Origin of the sequence: [Phormidium] sp. LEGE 05292, from assembly GCF_015207735.1 — a bacterium.
In the GTDB taxonomy this organism is placed as follows: Bacteria; Cyanobacteriota; Cyanobacteriia; order Cyanobacteriales; family Aerosakkonemataceae; genus Floridanema.
In genome coordinates, this window is record NZ_JADEWG010000063.1 from 1 (window position 1) to 18,705 (window position 18,705).

Here is an 18,705-nt window from a genome sequence, read left to right on the forward strand (position 1 = left end):
CTTCTGCCTTCTGCCTTCTGCCTTCTGCCTTTCTTCCCTTCTGCCTTCTGCCTTCTGCCTTCTGCCTTCTGCCTTCTGTCTTTCTTCCTTTCTGCTTTCTGCCTTCTGCCTTCTGCCTTCTGCCTTCTGCCTTCTGCCTTCTGCCTTCTGCCTTTCTTCCCTTCTGCCTTCTGCCTTCTGCCTTTCTTCCCTTCTGCCTTTCTTCCCTTCTGCCTTCTGCCTTCTGCCTTCTGCCTTTCCTCAGTTCCCTCGGTAGGCATTTGTCCTAAGCAACAGGTAAGCTGAAGACAGTAGTAATTTGTGTGCGATCGAAAATCTAAAATCGGAAATCTAAAATCTAAAATCGATATGAGTCAGCGAGATGGTTTTGCAGCAGGGTTTCTGGTAGGGTCTTTTGTTGGTGGTGTTGTTGGTGGTGTATTGGGAGCTGTGTTAGGTTCTCGAATCAGCAACCAAGCATCAGAAACAGAAGCACCTATATTAAATGCCAATCAATCAGAAACAAAAGCTGAGAAAAGTAAAAAGCGTCAAATGGAAGCAGCCTCCGAACCGCGAATTGAAATGGCTAGGCGCAGCTTGGAAGATAAGATTGCTCAATTGAATCAGACAATTGATGAAGTTCGACTTTCTTTGGGCAATGTAAATGGAAATGTTACTTCTGAGAGGAGGGAACGTACTGGCGAAACTGATTCGCCTTCAGGATCTACTTTGAGAGGCAATTCCTGAATCTCTTTCTTGGCTTTAAGATCGAAAATAGAATCTGTACTGCAACTATTTATTTAACCGATGCGAAATCAGCGAATATCGGTTAAATTAAATTGAAATGCAGATAATCTTGTAAATTTAGCAAACAAACACAATAGTTATGAGTCCAGTTGCTCTGCTGCTAACTACACTTGCCACCTTTCTCAATATTTACATGGTGCTGTTGATTATTCGGTTCCTGTTGAGTTGGTTTCCGAATCTCAATTGGTACGATCCACCCCTTTCCATTCTCGGTCAACTGACCGATCCTTACATTAATTTCTTTCGTTCATTTATTCCGCCCATCGGAGGCATCGACTTTATTTCTCCGACAATAGCGATACTGGTTTTACAGTTAGCCGCTGGTTTTCTGACTGGTTTGCGATCGCAATTTTTGTACTAAATTTTTTGCCAGAGCGTGTCATGTATGAGCAAAAGCACGCTCTTACGCCTGGGAATTTAACGGCGGACTTTGCCCGTAAAACCAGCCGCTTTCAACTGTTCTAGCTGTAATGGTGTGGGTTGACTAGCTGCTACGGAAACTCTAAATTCAAAGTCGCTGACTCCTGGCGGTATTTCTTCAATCAGTCCTATCCGGTTGCGATTTTCCATTACGGAATTACCGTTAGCGTCGTAAATGCGACCAAAAACATCGGCATTATAAACATATTTACCGGAAGTGTTATTGGCTTTGCCAGTGATGAGAAAGCAGTTAGCAGCCATTGTTGACCCACTGGTAACTGATCCTTCTGCCATTTCTGGCGGACAATCTTTGTATGAGATGTCAGTTAGCTTAATCTGAGTTAGGGCTTCAGCGGATGGAGTAATTCCCCAACTCAAAATTATAATTAGGCAAGAGACTAGGAAAAGTTTTAAGGCTGGAAACCTCATAAAATATACCGCTAATTGTCTAAACCTCAGCATATCTCGAATTGTAAAATTCTCTAAAAGTTTTGCAATAATTAAAAAATCATCCCTGATGTGCGTTGCCACAGAAGAACAGCCACCCAATATCCAAAATTTAAGAATTGTGTGGAATTTAGTCCTTTTTCCTAACAGTGTGCTATGTCCCAGGCTGAGATCGAAGCTGCTTTAAAAGCTGCATTTGACCAGTGTAATGCCGCTAACTGTCCTTTAACTGAGGTGCAGAAACAGATTTTGCTGCAAGTAGCGCAGAAACTTTCTAGTACTGCGGAGGAAACTGCAAACTCAGAGGGAACAAATCCTTTGGATGAGTTGACTGCTGAGGAACGTTTAGCTTTGTTGGAGTTTGTGAAGGAACAGGAGAGTTTAAATCAACCTTGGAAGATTCAGTTATTAAATGATTGGTTGAATAATACTAATTCTGGGTCGGTGCAGTTTATTCGCGATCGCTACGGGTTACAATGGTTAAATTTGGTGCAACCTGGGCATTTAGCTGAGTATTTTGAGCGTTTTGAAGCCGAGTTAAAACTGAAAGTTGGCGATCGCATTGAAGTATCAAATGGTTTGTGGGAATGGATACAAGAAGATGGCCCTTGTAGTCAAATGTGGGTTCCTTGCACGGTAACTAGTGTTGAAGAAAGAGAGGATCGTAGTAGTTGTATCATCCGTTTTAATAACGGTACTGAGTACGAAATTCAAGGAATTTATGATTGGAATCGTTATAATTGGCGTTGGCCTTCTTAGAGGCAGAGGGGCAGAGGGGAAAATAACATTTATCATTTATATTTGTAGGTACTGGCGTAAAGATTGGCGCATTATATTTACTGGTGGTTGTTGTTTTAGCCAAATTTGTAATGCTGCTGCGCCTTGTTGAACTAGCATTTCTAAACCGTCGATCGCTTCTGCACCATGTTCTTTAGCTAGTTGCAAAAATTTGGTAGGATTGGGGGTGTAAATTAGGTCGTAGGCGATCGCATTTCCCGGCAATTTTCCCATTAATTCTGCACTTACAGGAGATTCATCGACGTGAGGATACATTCCCACTGGTGTGGTATTTACCAATAAGTTTGATTCACCGATCAAATCTGATAATTCTTGCCAATTATGAACGCTTAAATTAACTGCAAGTTGGGAATTTTGCCAACTATTTTGAAAAGCTTTTAACTTTTGCGTATCTCTCCCAAAAACTTGGATTTTGGCACAATTTAATTGAGCGCAAGCTGCAACTACTGCTCTCGCTGCGCCGCCATAACCTAAGATTAATGCTGTAGTTTGATGCCAATTTTGGTTGTAATTTTTTAAAGGTGCGAGAAAACCTTCCACATCTGTATTTGTGCCATTCCATCCTGTTTCAGTGCGCCAAACAGTGTTGACTGCGCCTATTTCTTTAGCGATTGGTGATACTTCTGTTAATAAAGGAATGATTGCTTGTTTGTGGGGAATGGTGACACTAAAACCTGTTAAACCAATAGCAGCAAAACCGGATATTGCTGCGGGTAAATCTTCTGGTTTTATGGGGAAAGGAAGATAGACATAATCTAATCCTAAATTATTAATTGCAGCATTGTGCATTACTGGGGAAAGGGAATGCTCGATCGGATCGCCTATTACGCCTAGTAGTTTAGTTTTACCTGTAATCATGATAATTTTATACTTTAATGTCCTAGCTGTTTTGACGATTTTTCTGGGTTTTCTTTTTCGGCTGTAAAGCCGACTATTTGGGGAATTGTTTCCAACTTAATTTGACCCTTAAGAGTTTTACCATTTACTACACCACGAATTGACACTAATTGATTCTGACATTCTTTTATTTCATTTAATGACCCTGTTAAATACAAGGGTTGAGTTTGATTTTGAGCGTTCCATTTACCTGTAAGAGAGGGTTTTTCCTCTACTGTTTTTGCTAACTCTTCTGCTGTCTTGACTGATATTAAAGAACCATTTAAGTAAACTCCTGATTGTTGAATAGTTAATAACAACTTTTCTGAGTTTAGACATCCTGGTAAATTTTGGGTGGTAATGCGATAACGTCCGTCAATTGGTGGAGGTGCTTTCATAGTTGTACCATAAGTGGTGACAGCTTTAAACAGAAGCACAACTAAAGCGATCGCAGATCCATAAAAAGCTAAAGATTTCACACTTAAATGACTCATTTTTCTCCAAATGTAAAGGCTACAAAAGGCAATTTATGAGTAAAATTATAGAGTTAATTTTACTCATAAATTTAGAATTAGCTATTGTGAATTTTTTCCGATTCCAATAGAGAGGAAAGGTGAGAAGTTACTTGACTATATCGACGAGTAATTAACAAAGAAGAACGACATTCTGTAGCTAACAAATCGGTATAGCGACCTAATGTTTGACGTTCTATTCCCCAAGTGCGACTAGTACCAGCAATGGTGATATCGACTGTTTCCGATGCTGCTACTACTGCTTCCATTGGCTCGATCGCTTCTAGAAAACGAATGTCAATGCGATCGCGTATACTTTTTGGTAAACGTTCTAATACGCTGCGAAATTCATGGCTCAAATCATTTTGGTTCAGTTCATTTTCTGACACTCGCAAAACAGTTAAACAACAAGTATCACGATTAAACAGTAATCTTAAGGCAATTTCCAAAGCTAAATCATCGTGAATATTGCTGGAATATGGCACTAATAAATTTTCTAACCTTTCTTTACCTTGATCGATAAATACCGCTACATCTGCGGGTGCAGTAGTAAGAATTTGCCCAACTCTTCCTCCTAAACGATTAGTACTAAAAGCTGGACGATGCCAACCTACTAAAATTAAATCAGTACGATCGAGTAGGGCAATTTCTGCTGTTTCTCTAGCTACATCTTGAGAAATTCGGATAATTGGATGCACCATTTGCCAAACTTCTGGAGGTTCTAAACTCTGAATTAATTCATCCAAACGTTTCCGACGTTCTTTGATCAATCTATCAGCTTCTAAGGGAGTACTTTGGAATAAATAATCCTCTTCTAGTTCAATTAAACTGAGAGGATGTACCACAGTTGATTCTAATTTTTTCCCGGCGATTGCTACTGCTAATTGTAGTAAACCTTTTTGTGTCCGGGGATTAGCCATAGGTACTAAAATTCGATAGTTTTGAGTTGATATGGCAGGATTGACAGGCGATTTAGCCTCTACAACTATTTCTTCTTGTTCGCTAATTGACTCTAAAACATCGAGTTGAATTAATCGTTTGGGGTAAGTCCATTCCAGTAACGGCGAAGTCATGAATGTAGTCACCAAAGCCATGATTACCAACATGGTGAATAATAAAGGAGAAATTACTCCTAAACTTAAGCCAATATTGAGTACGATTAATTCAGTTAAACCGCGAGTATTCATCAACCAACCAAGTGCTGAAGCTTCGCGTTTATTAATGCCAGAAACTCTGGCTGCTACATAAGTTCCAGCGTATTTACCCACAATGGCAACGCCGACAACGGCGGCACAAAGTAACCATAATTCCGCTCGATTCAGTAAGCCTATTTCTGTACGTAATCCGCTATAAGCAAAGAAAACTGGCAATAAAAATATCAATACAAAATCTTCAGTTTTTTCAGCTATTTCTCTGGTCATAGCTGGGTGTTTGGGCATAACTGCGCCTAATAAAAATGCACCAAAAATTAGGTGAATGCCGATTAATTCTGTGATTAAAGCGGAAGCTACCACAGCCATATAAATTCCAGCTAATTCAAGTTGGTTGAGGCGATTTTTCCGATCGTAATGTGTAGCGAGTCTTTTGAGGAAAGAACGCCCCAATGTCACCATTAAAGCAATGTAAATTAAAGATTCAATAATTGTTGGTACAGCTTCGATCATACTGTTGCTGCGAGTGACTGCGATCGCCAAAGCCAACAAACACCAAGCTGTCACATCATCAACAGCAGCACAAGTTAAAGCTAAAGTTCCTAACCTTGTTCCTTGTAAATTATTTTCTGTAATAATTCGCGCCAAAACAGGAAAAGCTGTAATCGACATTGCCGCACCTAAAAATAGGGCAAAGGCAGTAAAAGAAACACTGGAATTAGAAAGTAACGGATAAAGACCAAGAGATAGTAAACTAGCTAAAGAAAAAGGCACTAAAATACTAACGTTAGAAGTTAAAATTGCGATATCTAAATTGCCTTTAAGATATTTTGGGTCTAATTCCAAGCCAATTAAAAACATGAAAAATATTAATCCTACCTGAGACAGTACATTCAGGAAAGGAATAGTTTCGGCGGGGAATAAAGTTGCTGCGATTCCAGGAGCAACTAAACCTAATAAAGATGGCCCAAGCATGATTCCGGCGACGATTTCTCCAATCACCAAAGGTTGCTTAATCAAGCGAAATCCTAAACCTACAAGTCGGGAAAGTCCGATGACAATTAAGACTTGAATTAAAACTAAAACGACTGTCTGCATAATTTCCTCAAACAGAGCCTACATTATTACATGGCAGCACTGGCATAATATTGTAGGTATCTTGACGCTTACAGTCTACTGTTAAGTTAACTTAAAGGTCTGGAGCATAGGTGTAATTTAAGATTTGTATGCGATCGCCAAGATAGAAATTGTCAATGTTCCCCCCTTAATAAGGGGGGCGGAGGGGGGATCAAAAGGGGGGCTAAGAAAGAGCCAGACTTGTAACTAGCAACTTGAGTTAATTATGCTTTTACTTTGCTAAAGTTAAGGATTTTCTGGCTCTATTGCTTTTGCTTTTAACACTCTTGTAGAAGCCAAACATTCCTAGACCCACTAAAGCTAAAGTTCCAGTTGGTTCGGGAACTTTATTTGCGAGGGGTTGTAAAAACTTGCTAGTTCTAACTTCATCTATTTGTGCAGTGGTAAGGCGATCGAGCTTTAATCCATCTGGGAAAATATCATTAATAGAACTGGGTACATCGCGAGCAAATCCTGCTGTCATCAGGTTATCTGAACCGCCCGATCCAAAGTTATCATGACCTAAGCCCAAGTTATGACCCATCTCATGAGCGATCGTATCCAATCGACCAATACCGCCGTTAAAACTAAAAACATCATCTGCAATTGCAATTCCATTCAAGCCTAACCATCCTATTCCATAAGCGCCTTCGAGTAAATTCACGAAGAACATATTCAGCACCAATGGATCTGAGTTCTGTCCATGTCCAGGAGTAAGAGTCAAGCTATTAAATTCCGAGCCAGTTACACTCAGAAAATCAGTTTCATTAAATATGTTCCAAGATAAAAAATCAACGTCAATACCCGCTTGAGCCCAAATTTTATCTGTTTCTGCTTCAAAAAGTTTGCGATCGGGATTCGCGCAACTATTACCCAAATCATTGCATACTTGAATCGGCTGAACAACCACACGCCGATCGATAGTTGCAGCCAAAACCTTTTCCATCATCACTGCTGGAAAAGTTAACAAACTGAAGCCGAGAAAAAGCTGCCAATACTTGAAATTTTTCAAATTAGACATTTGTACTCCCATGATTTAGATAGTAAAAATTGACATTTAAAATGCTCAGAAGTAGCTTTTTGTAGCTTCTGCACATAAGCAATATTAGGTGTGGGCAAAGTTTTCCTGTACCCTGCCAGGTAAGGTACTGTTGCCAATAGCCAATTTCTTCTGAGCTATTCTGCTTTCTTTATATAAGCTTCACACTGTTTGCTAAAAATTCCTGATTTTCACGGAACTTTTGATGAATTTGTTTACAACCACTGACCACCACGAAACCGCCAGCGAGGAAACAGTACTCGCATTACTGTTTGAGATGCCAGATAAATACCTAGCCAAACCAAACTGTAATGGCGGATAAACAAGTTTAAATCTAAATTTTTAATTCCGGGTAAAGGTAATTGCAACAATTTAATAATTATTATTAAGAAAATTGCTTCCCAAATCCCTGCCAATAATTGAAATATTCCCGGCCAATCTCGATCCCAGCGAAATTTTTGCCAATAATTATAAAGAATATCCCAAAAAATGCCAAAAATGGCAATATATCCTAATACCCAAAAATAAACAGAACTGGAAGCAGGGCTAGTAATTCCTAATGCAAAAGGTAAAGTTACTAATACACCGACTGTTGCTAATAATAATAAACGAGTTTGCCATCTACCAAAAAGAGTGGGAGTCATAAAAGGATGAAATCAGAAAATTACTAACTTTAACTTTTACTTACCAGCACCAAACCTCGCGTCTTGCCAGTAGAAGGATCTTTTGTTGCCATTGCTCGCCAAAGTTCTTCTGCTTTCACCCAGACTGGAGGATATTTATAGCGAGAGACATCTAGGATCAGAAATCGATCGGTCTTTTGGTTGTAAGCAGCTATAGGGGAAATATGTCCTCCTATTTGCTGACCAACTGATTTACGCAAGTAGTTAACAATAACAAAATTATTTGATTCTTGCAAATTTTTTACAGTCATATTGCGAAATTCATTTAATGTCATGTTGCTGGCATAATGAACCTCTACTTTAAGAGGATAACTTTTTAATAATTTACCCAATTCTTCTAAAGTCATACCTTCAAAGGAAATTTTGGAAGGTGTTTTTACATTAATCATTTGGGCATTAAAGACATTATCTTGCGTAAAAACATGGACATTGCCGAATTTAGGTTCAACTGGCGCTGGAATGGAAAGAGCATTGAGAACCATAACAATACTCGCCACCCCACAGTAAGCTTGATTTTCCTGAGTTATAAAATGGATACTTAGGGGCAAATAGTCCTGTTTTGCAGTACTTGCGATCAACAATTGTTCTCCCTCGGTGGAGTCAAGAGAAATCAGGTTTTGGGAAATGGGAAGCTGCTTTGTTTGAGGTCTTATGCTAGCAACACCAAACCCCAACAGGAAAGTTAACGAGGGTATACCGATAATCTTTAGTAGACGAAGGAGATGTCCCTTGGTGTTCATGGATCTTTTCCCAAATTGGGTAAAGTTTATCAGAAAAGCTTTGTATAATTGCCAATTGCTAATAGATACAAAGTACTCAATAAAGTTAAGTAGGTTTAGGGTGATTGATTAATAGCCCATTTTAACCATTGAATAAAAGAAGTAATTAGGTTTAGTTTATGTAATTTTGGGGCTTTAACTGTGGCTAAACTATCCACAGCGCAAAGGGCGGCATATTGTAACCCCAAAAAGCTATCAACTGCGGCATAAGAATTACCTAAAGTTATCGCACCACTGGCATATATTCTACCTCTTTGATTCCGCATTTCTACTATTTCAAAATCATTAGCGACGGCTAATCTACCATTATCAAGTAATGGCAAATTATATTGTTTTACTAAGTCATTTAATAAAGGACTGGCTATGACTTGAGCATCCAATCCAGTAGCATCAATAATAAAGTCTGCTTCCAGGCGGATTTGCCCTTTTAATCCCTGTTCTTGAATGTAAGTAACGGTTCTATTATGGGCATCGCGTTCTACTTTTTCTACTTCGCCAAAGGTGATTTGATACCAGCCTTCTTTTATTCCTTGATTAACTATACGTTTCCAATCTTTGCGATCGGCTGTTGTAGTCCCTCCCCACTGTTTTAATAACGCTTTTCTTTCCTGGGGAGAGGCTTTTTCTAACATTTCTCTTAAGTCGCCACCCCAACAAGCTTTCGGCCAATTAAAGGGTTGAAATTCATAATGATTTTCTACTTGACGCTGGGCAGAAGCAAATTTGTTACCTTGAGGTTTTGGCGATCGCATTAAATGCAAAATCGAAATATACTTATTATGTTGTCTCGCTTCATAAATCCTTTGGATAATCCGCGAAGCTACGATTCCCCGACCGCGAATTAAAACTGTACCACCTTGATTTTCTAGATATTCATAAACATGATGATGGTCTTCATAAGCATTAACTACTGATTTAAAATCATTAGTTTGTTGGCGGTACGCTTGTAAATCTGGTAAAAATTGAATGGCGGGATAACCTGTAGCTAAATGCACAAATTGGGTAATTAAAAAAGCGCGATCTGGGGGTGCTGTGCTGGAACGACGGCGCGAATAGGCGATCGCATAACGCCCATCAGTGGTTTTACGAATTGCCCGCACGCTACCATTACGAAATATTTGCTCCCAACCAATTCTTTGGGCTTCGCGATCGATCGAAGCAAACACATTTCCCGATCGCGGGGTATAAGTTTGAGTAAAAGTTGGTTCTGCAAAAACTTGCCACAAATAACCCAAAGCATTACTCACTTTTCCCTTAGTTAAATAGTGCCAAGCTTCCCTTAAAGCATAACTCGGCCAACCCCAAATATTATCAGGGCAAGAATCAGAATTAGAACGCAATCTCTCATGCGGAAGAATTTGAGAATTCAGGCACAAACGTTGATAGCGTGCATAAGGTTTTTCTTCCAATCCTAAAGCCACAATTTGATTAGTTTCAACTCCAGAAATTCGCAACAAATCAACCCAAAAAAAGCTTCCCAAACCTGCCCCAACTGCTGTATAATTAACTTCATCTACTGCGTTACCACTTGCATATAAATCTTGAACATTTACTTGCGGTGATTGAAAGAAATTAGGGGGAAAAGTTTGTCCAAAAGAAACAGCCGGAGCAACGATTACTGACTCAGGTAAATCTGTATCTGGATTAAAACTAATTGTGGCAGGAATGGGAGAAGCTACTGGCGCTGGAACCGCAGAAAAAGAAACCGTAATGTGATAATCAGCAATTTGTAAAAGATCGCCATTAGCTAACAAACATCGCGTCTGACGTTGACCATTAACCAAAATACCATTAACCGTATTTTGGTCAATTACTATTAAACCGCTTGCGTCGAGATCAATTAAAGCATGAAAGCGAGAAATTCCCGGAGTATTTAACACAATGCGAGAAACACGCAAACCTCTAATTTCGGCTGGCATTTGGGCAAATTCTCGTCCTAAAGCAACAGGAAGATTTAACAAAGGTTCTCGCCGTTCTCCAGTTACAGGATCTTGCCAACTCAGCCGAATTTGTAGAGATTGAGGATTCATAATTGCTCAGAAATTAGAGAGTGTTCGGAGTAATTAATACACTGGAAGCTGCCGCTAAAGAAGTACCGCACCAAGGACAACCTAAGTCTAACTGCTCAAAAGGAGAAATGCGATCGCACTTCGGACATTTTAAACCATAAATCTGATTTCCCGAATTTCCAGAGTTAGGCGGCATTAAAATTGTAGGAGGAACACTACTACCAGCCAAACTTACAGCCACAACTTTAATTTCTGTTTGTCCCAAACAAATAGTGCTACCCTGACTTAAAACCATTTCGCCTTGAATCAAGTTTTTGCCATCCACCAACGGAGGATTACTTTGGCGCAAGTTTCGCACCTGAAAACATTGGCAATTTTGGTTAAAAAATATCTCTACGTGCAACCCGGAAACTGTAGGATGAGTTAATACAATATCAGCTTTAACAGGGTCACGACCTAACCGCACCGTACCGGGATTTTTGCTAACTTGTCGATCGCCAATAACCACTTTTCTAATTTTACCTGCTTCTTGCCATTCAAGAGTAATTTCGTTCATCACTCGGTTCTCATTTATCCTTAAATATATCTGGAAAATTACTTCATTTTCTCACTCTAAATTTTCTTGGTCTAGAGCTAATACAGCAATTTATTAAACTTACTTACTTCAAGTTCTTATAGTATCGCGTTGGTGTAGCCTGTGCTTGCGTCTATTGCACTCGCCAAAGCACAGACATAGTAAGATTGTAATTATGGATTAATTCTCAGCCAAATCATATCAATTACGTAATAAACCAAATCTCGGTCTGCTTAAGGGTGTAAATCTTGTTATGATGGCTGATTACAGTGGTTGAATTCAGCCCAGATAGTTTAGTGATTACTAGCCCACATTCTTAAGGAGGAGCTACCTTTGACTCGTCGCTACCTATTCACCTCCGAATCTGTCACCGAAGGTCATCCTGATAAAATTTGCGATCAAATTTCAGATTCTATTTTAGATAGGCTACTCGCTGAAGACCCCCATAGCCGTGTAGCCGCAGAAGTTGTAGTAAACACAGGTTTAGTATTAATTACGGGGGAAATTACTACCAAAGCTCATATTAACTACGTTGATGTCGTCCGCAAAAAAATTGCCGAAATTGGTTACACTGATTCCGAAAATGGCTTTGCGGCGCATAGTTGCACCGTCTTGGTAGCTTTAGATGAACAATCGCCCGACATCGCCCAAGGGGTGAACACCGCCCAAGAAACTCGCGAACAAAATGACTCTCATGCTTTCGATGCCATTGGTGCGGGAGATCAGGGTATAATGTTCGGTTTTGCTTGCAACGAAACCCCTGAGTTAATGCCCTTGCCGATCAGTTTAGCGCACCGGATTGCTCGCAGACTAGCCGCAGTCCGCAAAACTGGAGAGTTGACTTACCTGCGTCCAGATGGCAAAACTCAAGTAACAGTGGCTTACGAAGACGGAAAACCCGTAGGTATTGACACAATCCTGGTTTCCACTCAGCATACTGCTACCATTGGCGATATTACTGACGAAAGTGCAGTGCAAGCCAAAATCAAAGAAGACCTTTGGGAAAAAGTAGTGCTTCCAGTTTTTGCTGACATCGATGTGAAACCGGATGCAGAAACTCGCTTTTTAGTCAATCCTACAGGTAAATTTGTGATTGGTGGCCCGCAAGGTGATTCTGGCTTGACTGGTCGGAAAATTATTGTTGATACTTATGGCGGTTACTCCCGTCACGGTGGCGGTGCTTTTTCTGGTAAAGACCCCACAAAAGTAGACCGTAGCGCCGCTTATGCTTGCCGTTATGTGGCTAAAAATATTGTGGCTGCTGGTTTGGCCCAGAAGTGCGAGGTACAACTTAGTTATGCGATCGGTGTAGCTCGTCCTGTAAGTATGATGATCGATACTTTCGGAACTGGCAAGGTAGACGATGATACTTTACTCAATTTAGTCAAAGAAAATTTTGAACTACGTCCAGCCGGAATTATCGCCGCCTTTAATTTACGCCATTTACCCGGAGAAAGAAGCGGTCGTTTCTATCAAGAGGTCGCCGCTTATGGTCATTTAGGACGCACAGATTTAGACTTACCTTGGGAAAAAACTGACAAAGCATCTTTGTTGAAAGAAGCACTTAAGCAAGAACTTTCTGTTCCTGTAAGTTAAACAGTTAGCTGTAGAGACGTTTCATGAAACGTCTCTACTAGCAAACATTTTGGTAATCCAGATAAGTCCTAGAATTTTTTACCATAGATATCCACAGATAAACACAGATGTACTGTTAGCTTTTTGGTGGGGGCTGGAATTTTAGTTTTTAGAACGCAGATGAACGCAGATGAACGCAGATGTACTTTTAGCTTTTTGTTGAGTGGCTGAGTTTTTGGTTTTTAGCAGGCAGATGAATGCAGATAAATACAAATGATTTTTAGGTTTTAAGTTTTGATAATTACTTCTACCCGCCGATTTTTTTGTCTCCCTTCTGGATTATCTGAACCATCAGTTTTATTATTAGGCGCTATTGGTTGATTTTTGCCCAATCCTTTAGTTTGTATTCGCTTTGCTGGTACTTTATACACATTAATAAAGTAGTACTTGACTGCTGCGGCTCTTTTTTGAGAAAGTTCTTCGTTGTAAGTGTTACTGCCTTTACTATCAGTGTGTCCGTTAATTAAAACTTCTGATTTGCCGTAGTAAGTCAACAGTTGATTGATTTTAGTTAATGTGGGTTTTGCTGTAGCGCGAACGTAATATTTGTCAAAGTCAAATAAGATATGTTCGGGAAGGTTGATTTTAATTCCTAATTTGGTTTTTTCGGCTTTTAATTCAGTTATAGTCTTTTCGACTGTAGCGGCTGTAATTTTTGTCTGCGGTGGGGTTTCAACTTCTACTTTGCTAGGTGTAACTGGTTGAGTTTCGACTTCAACTTTAGTAACGGGAGTCGGGGAGGTTTCTACTTTTACATTTGTGTTAGTTGAGGATTCAACTTCTACTTTAGTCGAAGGAACGGGTTGTTTTTCTGTTTCTACTGTAGTGGGAGTCGGGGAATTTTGTACTTCTAAATTAGAACTAGAAGATTCAACTTCTAATTGAGTTGCAGTAACAGTTTGATTTTCGGTTTGTAACTGAGTAGTAGGAGTAGTTTGATTTGCTGTTTCTACGCTGCTGGAAGTGGCAGATACAATTTCTAATTTGGAAACGGCAACTGGTACTATTTCTAATGTGGTAACTTTGGGATATGTATTATTCCTGCGAAAATCTAAATAGGAAAAACCCACCACAGCAACTAAGGCAAACAGCAAATTTAGCTGTCTAATTAGCTTAATCATTTTACTTTCCCCTTTGAATTAATACATTACTGAAGCTTACGCGAGGAAAGTTTTTATAACCGTATTGACTAGAATTCGTCGAAATATCTAAGTTAGTTGCTTTGGGTGAAACTCTACCAATGAAAACGAATTGTCCTTTAAGAGTAGTTCCCGGTTGAATTTGGATTTTAGGATTATCTGGTGGAGTTGCTAAACGGTAGGTACTGTTATATGTATCGTCTTTTAGAATCAAATCATCTCTAGAGTTTAACTGAATTGGTTCCTGACTAACATTAGTAAATGCCATAGTGACAACAACGCTGTCATCAGTAAAGGCAATTTGGGTTAATCTGGCTACAACTTGCGGATCGTTTACTTGCAAATCATAAGTTTGCGTTGGTGGCAAAGAAGTTTTAGGAGTTGCCACAGGGGTTTGAGTATTTGGTGTTGTAGCTGTAGAAGATTGCTGTGTTAGGTTGGATTGACAGGCGATGCACACTAGGGATATGGAGGTTAATATTGGTAGAATACTAGCTTTCATAATCGAGTTAGATTTGGCTTTTGTAGTTAATTTTATAACTATCGATCGCACTTAAGATTCCTGAAAAATACGGAAATTTGCGGCAGTTTAAATACCAGAAGTACAGGAAATTTAAGTAATACCTATTTTCTATGAATATACGATTAATTAAACCCATCCCAAACCCTTCCCCGTACAGGGGGAGGGGCAATGATTATTTTGATCGATCGCTCAATTTTACTCACTTGCTATTTCTCAAACAAAATTAGAAGCCTGCCGATTATGTACATCAAACTCAAGCTGCCTCTGTGCGATCGGTAATCATACAAGCGATCGCATTTACCTGCAAAAAAACCGCACTAAACTAAGCTATTTACTGATTAATTGACGTATTTCTTTTATCTATATAATGGAGTATTTGTTACTGGTGGACTTTGGGGTTTAGCAATTAAAAAACCTTGGATAAAAGTAGCTTTGTGTTCCTGTGCCCAATGTAATTCCTCTAAAGTTTCTATACCTTCAGCAATAGTTTTAATTTGCAAATGTTGAGCGATTTCTAATAATTTTTTAGTGATCACTGCTTTTTGGGGTTCTCGATCGATATTAGAAATTAAATTTCTGTCTAATTTAATAAAATCAGGAGACAACTCGCTAATTAAATTTAAATTGGAATACCCGGTGCCAAAATCATCTAACGCAATCTGAAAGCCTGAATCTTGGTAAAATTTTAGAATTTTAATTAAATGTTTAATATCTGGTGGTTGTTCTGACTCCATTACTTCAAAAACTACCTTATTATGTGGAATCCCAGCTTCATTAATCGCCCGCACCGTCATGCGTAAACAAGTAGTTGGATCGTACACTGCGGTAGGGGAGAAATTAATAAAAATCAACTGTTCAATACTATGTTGATTAGCCTCACGAATCGCAATTTGTCGCGCCAAAGCATCTAACTTAAACACTAAACCTGCATCATGAGCATGAGAAAAAATTCGACCTGGACTAATTAAATTTCCTTGTTCGTCAATTCCCCGAAGTAATGCTTCTTGGGCAAAAATTCGTGATGTATCTTCAGCATAAACGATTGGCTGAAAATGACAAGTTAGACGCTCCGATGCTAATACATCTAATAACCATTCAGCCTTGTTCAGACTAATAAAATTATTTAACGAAGTGATTCGAGAAAAATCTCGAAATTGGGGTTCTCCCGTCCCTGTCATCCATAAAGCTTGTGTTTCTTTTAATTCTTTATTGGTTAGTTTAGTTGTTAGTAAATTAATTAATTCTTCATTTTTAGGATCAAAATATAGTTTACAAGCTTCATTATCTTCGAGAATTTGGTAATCCTGGTTTATTTGATCTAAAGCTGAAATTACCTTGCTTGTAGTGTGTCCCACAGGAAACCACAAATACAGGGTTCCTGTACCCTCAATTTTCTTTGGTATTGTCTCACAACGAGTACAATTTTGCGGCATAACTTTTAACCAATCCAGTGCAATAACTTAGCTATTTAATCTTTTTTCTATCAGAATTTATATCAGTTATTTTTTTAACACATCCATCTTAAGAAGTACGGAAGTTTTTGTAAAGCTTATCACGTATTAATTTTACTATATAAATATTTTTTTATTCTAATATAATATTTAATAAAATTAAAAAATTATTTAATTTTAGTAATTTTTTTTAATTTGTTTTTATTATTACACACAAAACAACCTTGGGCTGCTAAGGAAATATATCTAAAGCTATTTCCTGTATAGGTTTGAGTATCATTCCCCCCAATAGCGGCGAGGTAACAATTTTTTAAAATCTATCTAAGGGTAGATCTATACAATTGTTTTACTTAGTTTAATAAAAATTAACTCACAATTTACTGTGAGAACATTAGTAAAGGAACTTTAACGCGATCGTTTAAATTTAAAACCTTTTATAAAAAAGATCTTTTAAATACCATTAAATAGTTTTGTATTTGTGACAAAGATTACAGAAAATATGTGTTTATGGTCAAATGCACTCACATTGGATTAATGTTTGAATGTAATCAATAAATTTAGGTTTTAAATTTCTAGATAACAAGAAAATTAATCGATCGATGAATTAATTGTTTGAAGTCACTGCTCGTCAATTGGAAGAGTAAATTAATGCTATCTGAACATCTGACAATTGTTGCATCTTCGCATCACCAGGCATCTTCTGAAAACAAAGAAACAAATCTAGTACAGCCAGCAAATATTTCTTGGGTAACTCCCAGAAAACCGCAAGTTGCATTAAATAATTTAGCGGGGTTAATTTATCAATTTTTGCTTCGTAAAGATGGTTCTCTGAGTTTTCTGATTCTTAGTCCCAGCTTTCAAGAATTCTTCGAGATGGAATCAGCAGAGATGGAATTAGACACAGATACTATGCTCTCCATGATTCATCCTGATGACAAAGAAGATTTTTACAACTCGATATCCAATTCTGCTAAAAAATTGCAGTCGTGGCGATGGGTAGGAAGATTTATTTTACTTACAGGAAAAGAAAAATGGATTCAATGGGATGCCCAACCTTCATTACAGGCTAACGGCAATGTTTTTTGGAATGGATTGTTAGTAGATGTTACCAGTCAACAGCAATTGAATGACGAAGTAAATAGGGTTTCTTTTTTATTTGGTTTAACTGAACGCTTGCAAAGTACAACTGATGTACAAGAAATTGCGATGTTTGCTCTCAATTATTTGGTGCAATCTAGTTATTGTTCTTTCGGAGTTATAAAAGAAATTGTTAGTGAGGGAGAAAACTCTCAAGCTTATCATTTAGTTCATCACATTTCTGCTGAACTGGTAGCTAAATTTGACGAACCGATAATGGCAGAAATGGAAGTGATTTTACGCAGGAGAATTCCTCAAGGTAAAGAATTACTTTGGCAAGTTGTAGAAACAGGTAAACCCCTGTTTATTGAAGATTACGCTAGTCATCCTCATGCTATTCCCGAATTTTATCATCCGGCAATTGGTGCTATTGGTATTTTTCCGATTCCAGCAATAGATGGTAGCGTCATCGGTGTAATTACTTTAGCATCGCAGAATTTTCAAAATATTCAAGGCTCTCATGAACAGGAGTTACTGATAGCAGCTTGTCGAATTTTAGGAGCCCGCTTGGAAAAAGCAAAAGATCAAGAAAGATTAGCGCGTGCTAATGCAGATTTAGAGTTAACTTCTCAAAATTTGCAAGAGCAAACTGAGCAACTAAAGAAAACTTTATTTGAACTCCAACAAGCTCAAGTGCTATTAGTTCAAAATGAAAAGATGTTTAGCTTGGGGCAAATGGTTGCGGGAATTGCCCATGAAATTAATAACCCGATCGGTTTTATCCAAAGCAATATTGCTTATGCCAGACAATATTTTCACAATCTTTTAAATCTGCTACAAGTTTATCAACAGCATTACCCAAAACCATTACCAGCAGTGCAATTAGCCATAGAAGAAACTGAGTTAAATTTTTTATCTCAAGACTTGCCGAAGCTAATATCTTCTATGGAAATGGGAGCGCAGAGAATTAACGAAATTATCCGTTCTTTGCGGAATTTTTCTCGCTTAGATGAAGCGGAAATCAAGTTAGTAGATATTCATGAAGGCATTGACAATACATTACTAATTTTAAATAGTCGATTGCGATCGCACTCAGATCGGCCTGGAATTCAAGTAATAAAACAATATGGAGATTTACCGCTGATTGAGTGTTACGCCGGACAACTCAATCAAGTTTTTATGAATATTCTTACTAATGCGATCGATGCTCTACAGGAACAAACAAATAAAGGTGCAGAAGACCGAAAAAATAGTGCAAAATATCTCCATTGTCATTATCCATTACCAGCCACTAACCAGCAATTGCCAACTATTTACATTCGCACTCAAATACTTGAAAATTCACATATTCAAATTCAAATTTTAGATAATGGCCCTGGCATTCCACAATCTCTTCATTCGCGGATTTTTGACCCTTTCTTTAGTACCAAACCTGTAGGTAAAGGAACAGGTTTAGGGTTATCAATTTCTCATCGAGTGATTCAGGAACATGGCGGTAGTTTAAAGTGTTTTTCTGCACCGCAACAAGGTACAGAGTTTATCATTGAGATCCCTTTGCAACAATCAGCTAGTTCTGCTTAATCAACAGTTCTCTTATTTGTAGCTTTTGCCTCTGCGGAAAGTTGAGTGTTAAGGAGTGCTATTCACTTTTCATTTTTGCTAAGATAAGTTTTCCTTTCTCTTGAGCAGA

Annotated in this window: 18 protein-coding genes; 5 read left to right on the plus strand and 13 right to left on the minus strand. The window is 38.4% G+C overall.

Going from position 1 to position 18,705, the window contains the following annotated elements; translation table 11 throughout:
- The coding region (locus tag IQ264_RS17770) for a hypothetical protein (protein WP_193982135.1) at positions 1-260 on the minus strand (260 nt) is incomplete at its 3' end.
- Positions 261-348: 88 nt separating this feature from the next.
- Between IQ264_RS17770 and IQ264_RS17775 the strand changes: the two genes are divergently transcribed.
- Both IQ264_RS17775 and IQ264_RS17780 read left to right on the plus strand, forming a co-directional pair.
- Positions 349-726 carry a hypothetical protein gene (locus IQ264_RS17775; RefSeq protein ID WP_193982136.1) on the plus strand — a complete coding sequence of 126 codons (378 nt, stop codon included), beginning with the start codon at positions 349-351 and terminating at the stop codon, positions 724-726.
- A gap of 139 nt (positions 727-865) precedes the next feature.
- A complete protein-coding gene (locus IQ264_RS17780) occupies positions 866-1,147 on the plus strand; it encodes a YggT family protein (protein WP_193982137.1) in 282 nt (93 codons plus the stop codon).
- A gap of 56 nt (positions 1,148-1,203) precedes the next feature.
- On the opposite strand, the gene IQ264_RS17785 is transcribed toward IQ264_RS17780, so the two are convergent.
- Entirely contained in the window at positions 1,204-1,635 is a 432-nt protein-coding gene (locus IQ264_RS17785; RefSeq protein ID WP_193982138.1) for a hypothetical protein, read from the minus strand.
- 174 nt (positions 1,636-1,809) lie between these two features.
- Here IQ264_RS17785 and IQ264_RS17790 point away from each other — a divergent pair, with 174 nt between their 5' ends.
- Positions 1,810-2,412: a hypothetical protein gene (locus IQ264_RS17790; RefSeq protein ID WP_193982139.1), complete on the plus strand. Its 603-nt coding sequence runs from the start codon at positions 1,810-1,812 to the stop codon at positions 2,410-2,412.
- 36 nt (positions 2,413-2,448) lie between these two features.
- Here the strand turns inward: IQ264_RS17790 and IQ264_RS17795 are convergent, their stop codons facing one another.
- The 8 genes from IQ264_RS17795 to IQ264_RS17830 all read right to left on the minus strand — a co-directional run bounded on the left by IQ264_RS17795 (position 2,449) and on the right by IQ264_RS17830 (position 11,172).
- Positions 2,449-3,309 (minus strand): shikimate dehydrogenase, encoded by an 861-nt coding sequence (locus IQ264_RS17795; RefSeq protein WP_193982140.1) that lies wholly within the window; start codon positions 3,307-3,309, stop codon positions 2,449-2,451.
- A gap of 14 nt (positions 3,310-3,323) precedes the next feature.
- Positions 3,324-3,821: a hypothetical protein gene (locus IQ264_RS17800; protein ID WP_193982141.1), complete on the minus strand. Its 498-nt coding sequence runs from the start codon at positions 3,819-3,821 to the stop codon at positions 3,324-3,326.
- A 77-nt stretch (positions 3,822-3,898) separates the two neighbouring features.
- Entirely contained in the window at positions 3,899-6,088 is a 2,190-nt protein-coding gene (locus tag IQ264_RS17805; RefSeq protein WP_193982142.1) for a cation:proton antiporter, read from the minus strand.
- A gap of 250 nt (positions 6,089-6,338) precedes the next feature.
- Entirely contained in the window at positions 6,339-7,127 is a 789-nt protein-coding gene (locus tag IQ264_RS17810) for a zinc-dependent metalloprotease family protein (protein WP_193982143.1), read from the minus strand.
- A 233-nt stretch (positions 7,128-7,360) separates the two neighbouring features.
- Positions 7,361-7,789 carry a hypothetical protein gene (locus IQ264_RS17815; protein ID WP_193982144.1) on the minus strand — a complete coding sequence of 143 codons (429 nt, stop codon included), beginning with the start codon at positions 7,787-7,789 and terminating at the stop codon, positions 7,361-7,363.
- A 29-nt stretch (positions 7,790-7,818) separates the two neighbouring features.
- Positions 7,819-8,568 carry a phytochelatin synthase family protein gene (locus tag IQ264_RS17820; protein WP_193982145.1) on the minus strand — a complete coding sequence of 250 codons (750 nt, stop codon included), beginning with the start codon at positions 8,566-8,568 and terminating at the stop codon, positions 7,819-7,821.
- Positions 8,569-8,663: 95 nt separating this feature from the next.
- Complete coding sequence (locus IQ264_RS17825) at positions 8,664-10,637, minus strand: FHA domain-containing protein (protein WP_193982146.1); 1,974 nt, start codon at positions 10,635-10,637, stop codon at positions 8,664-8,666.
- 13 nt (positions 10,638-10,650) lie between these two features.
- On the minus strand, positions 10,651-11,172 hold the full coding sequence (locus tag IQ264_RS17830; RefSeq protein ID WP_193982147.1) for an FHA domain-containing protein: 522 nt from the start codon (positions 11,170-11,172) through the stop codon (positions 10,651-10,653).
- 351 nt (positions 11,173-11,523) lie between these two features.
- Here IQ264_RS17830 and metK point away from each other — a divergent pair, with 351 nt between their 5' ends.
- Positions 11,524-12,786, plus strand: coding sequence for a methionine adenosyltransferase (gene metK, locus IQ264_RS17835; protein ID WP_193982148.1), 1,263 nt, complete (start codon positions 11,524-11,526; stop codon positions 12,784-12,786).
- Positions 12,787-13,052: 266 nt separating this feature from the next.
- Here metK and IQ264_RS17840 read toward each other — a convergent pair whose 3' ends face one another.
- The 3 genes from IQ264_RS17840 to IQ264_RS17850 all read right to left on the minus strand — a co-directional run bounded on the left by IQ264_RS17840 (position 13,053) and on the right by IQ264_RS17850 (position 15,920).
- Positions 13,053-13,946 carry an OmpA family protein gene (locus IQ264_RS17840; protein ID WP_193982149.1) on the minus strand — a complete coding sequence of 298 codons (894 nt, stop codon included), beginning with the start codon at positions 13,944-13,946 and terminating at the stop codon, positions 13,053-13,055.
- 1 nt (position 13,947) lies between these two features.
- Positions 13,948-14,466, minus strand: a complete 519-nt coding sequence (locus IQ264_RS17845; RefSeq protein WP_193982150.1) for a hypothetical protein — start codon at positions 14,464-14,466, stop codon at positions 13,948-13,950.
- A gap of 377 nt (positions 14,467-14,843) precedes the next feature.
- A complete protein-coding gene (locus tag IQ264_RS17850; RefSeq protein ID WP_193982151.1) occupies positions 14,844-15,920 on the minus strand; it encodes an EAL domain-containing protein in 1,077 nt (358 codons plus the stop codon).
- A gap of 666 nt (positions 15,921-16,586) precedes the next feature.
- Between IQ264_RS17850 and IQ264_RS17855 the strand changes: the two genes are divergently transcribed.
- A complete protein-coding gene (locus IQ264_RS17855; protein WP_193982152.1) occupies positions 16,587-18,596 on the plus strand; it encodes an ATP-binding protein in 2,010 nt (669 codons plus the stop codon).
- Positions 18,597-18,705 lie beyond the last annotated feature (109 nt).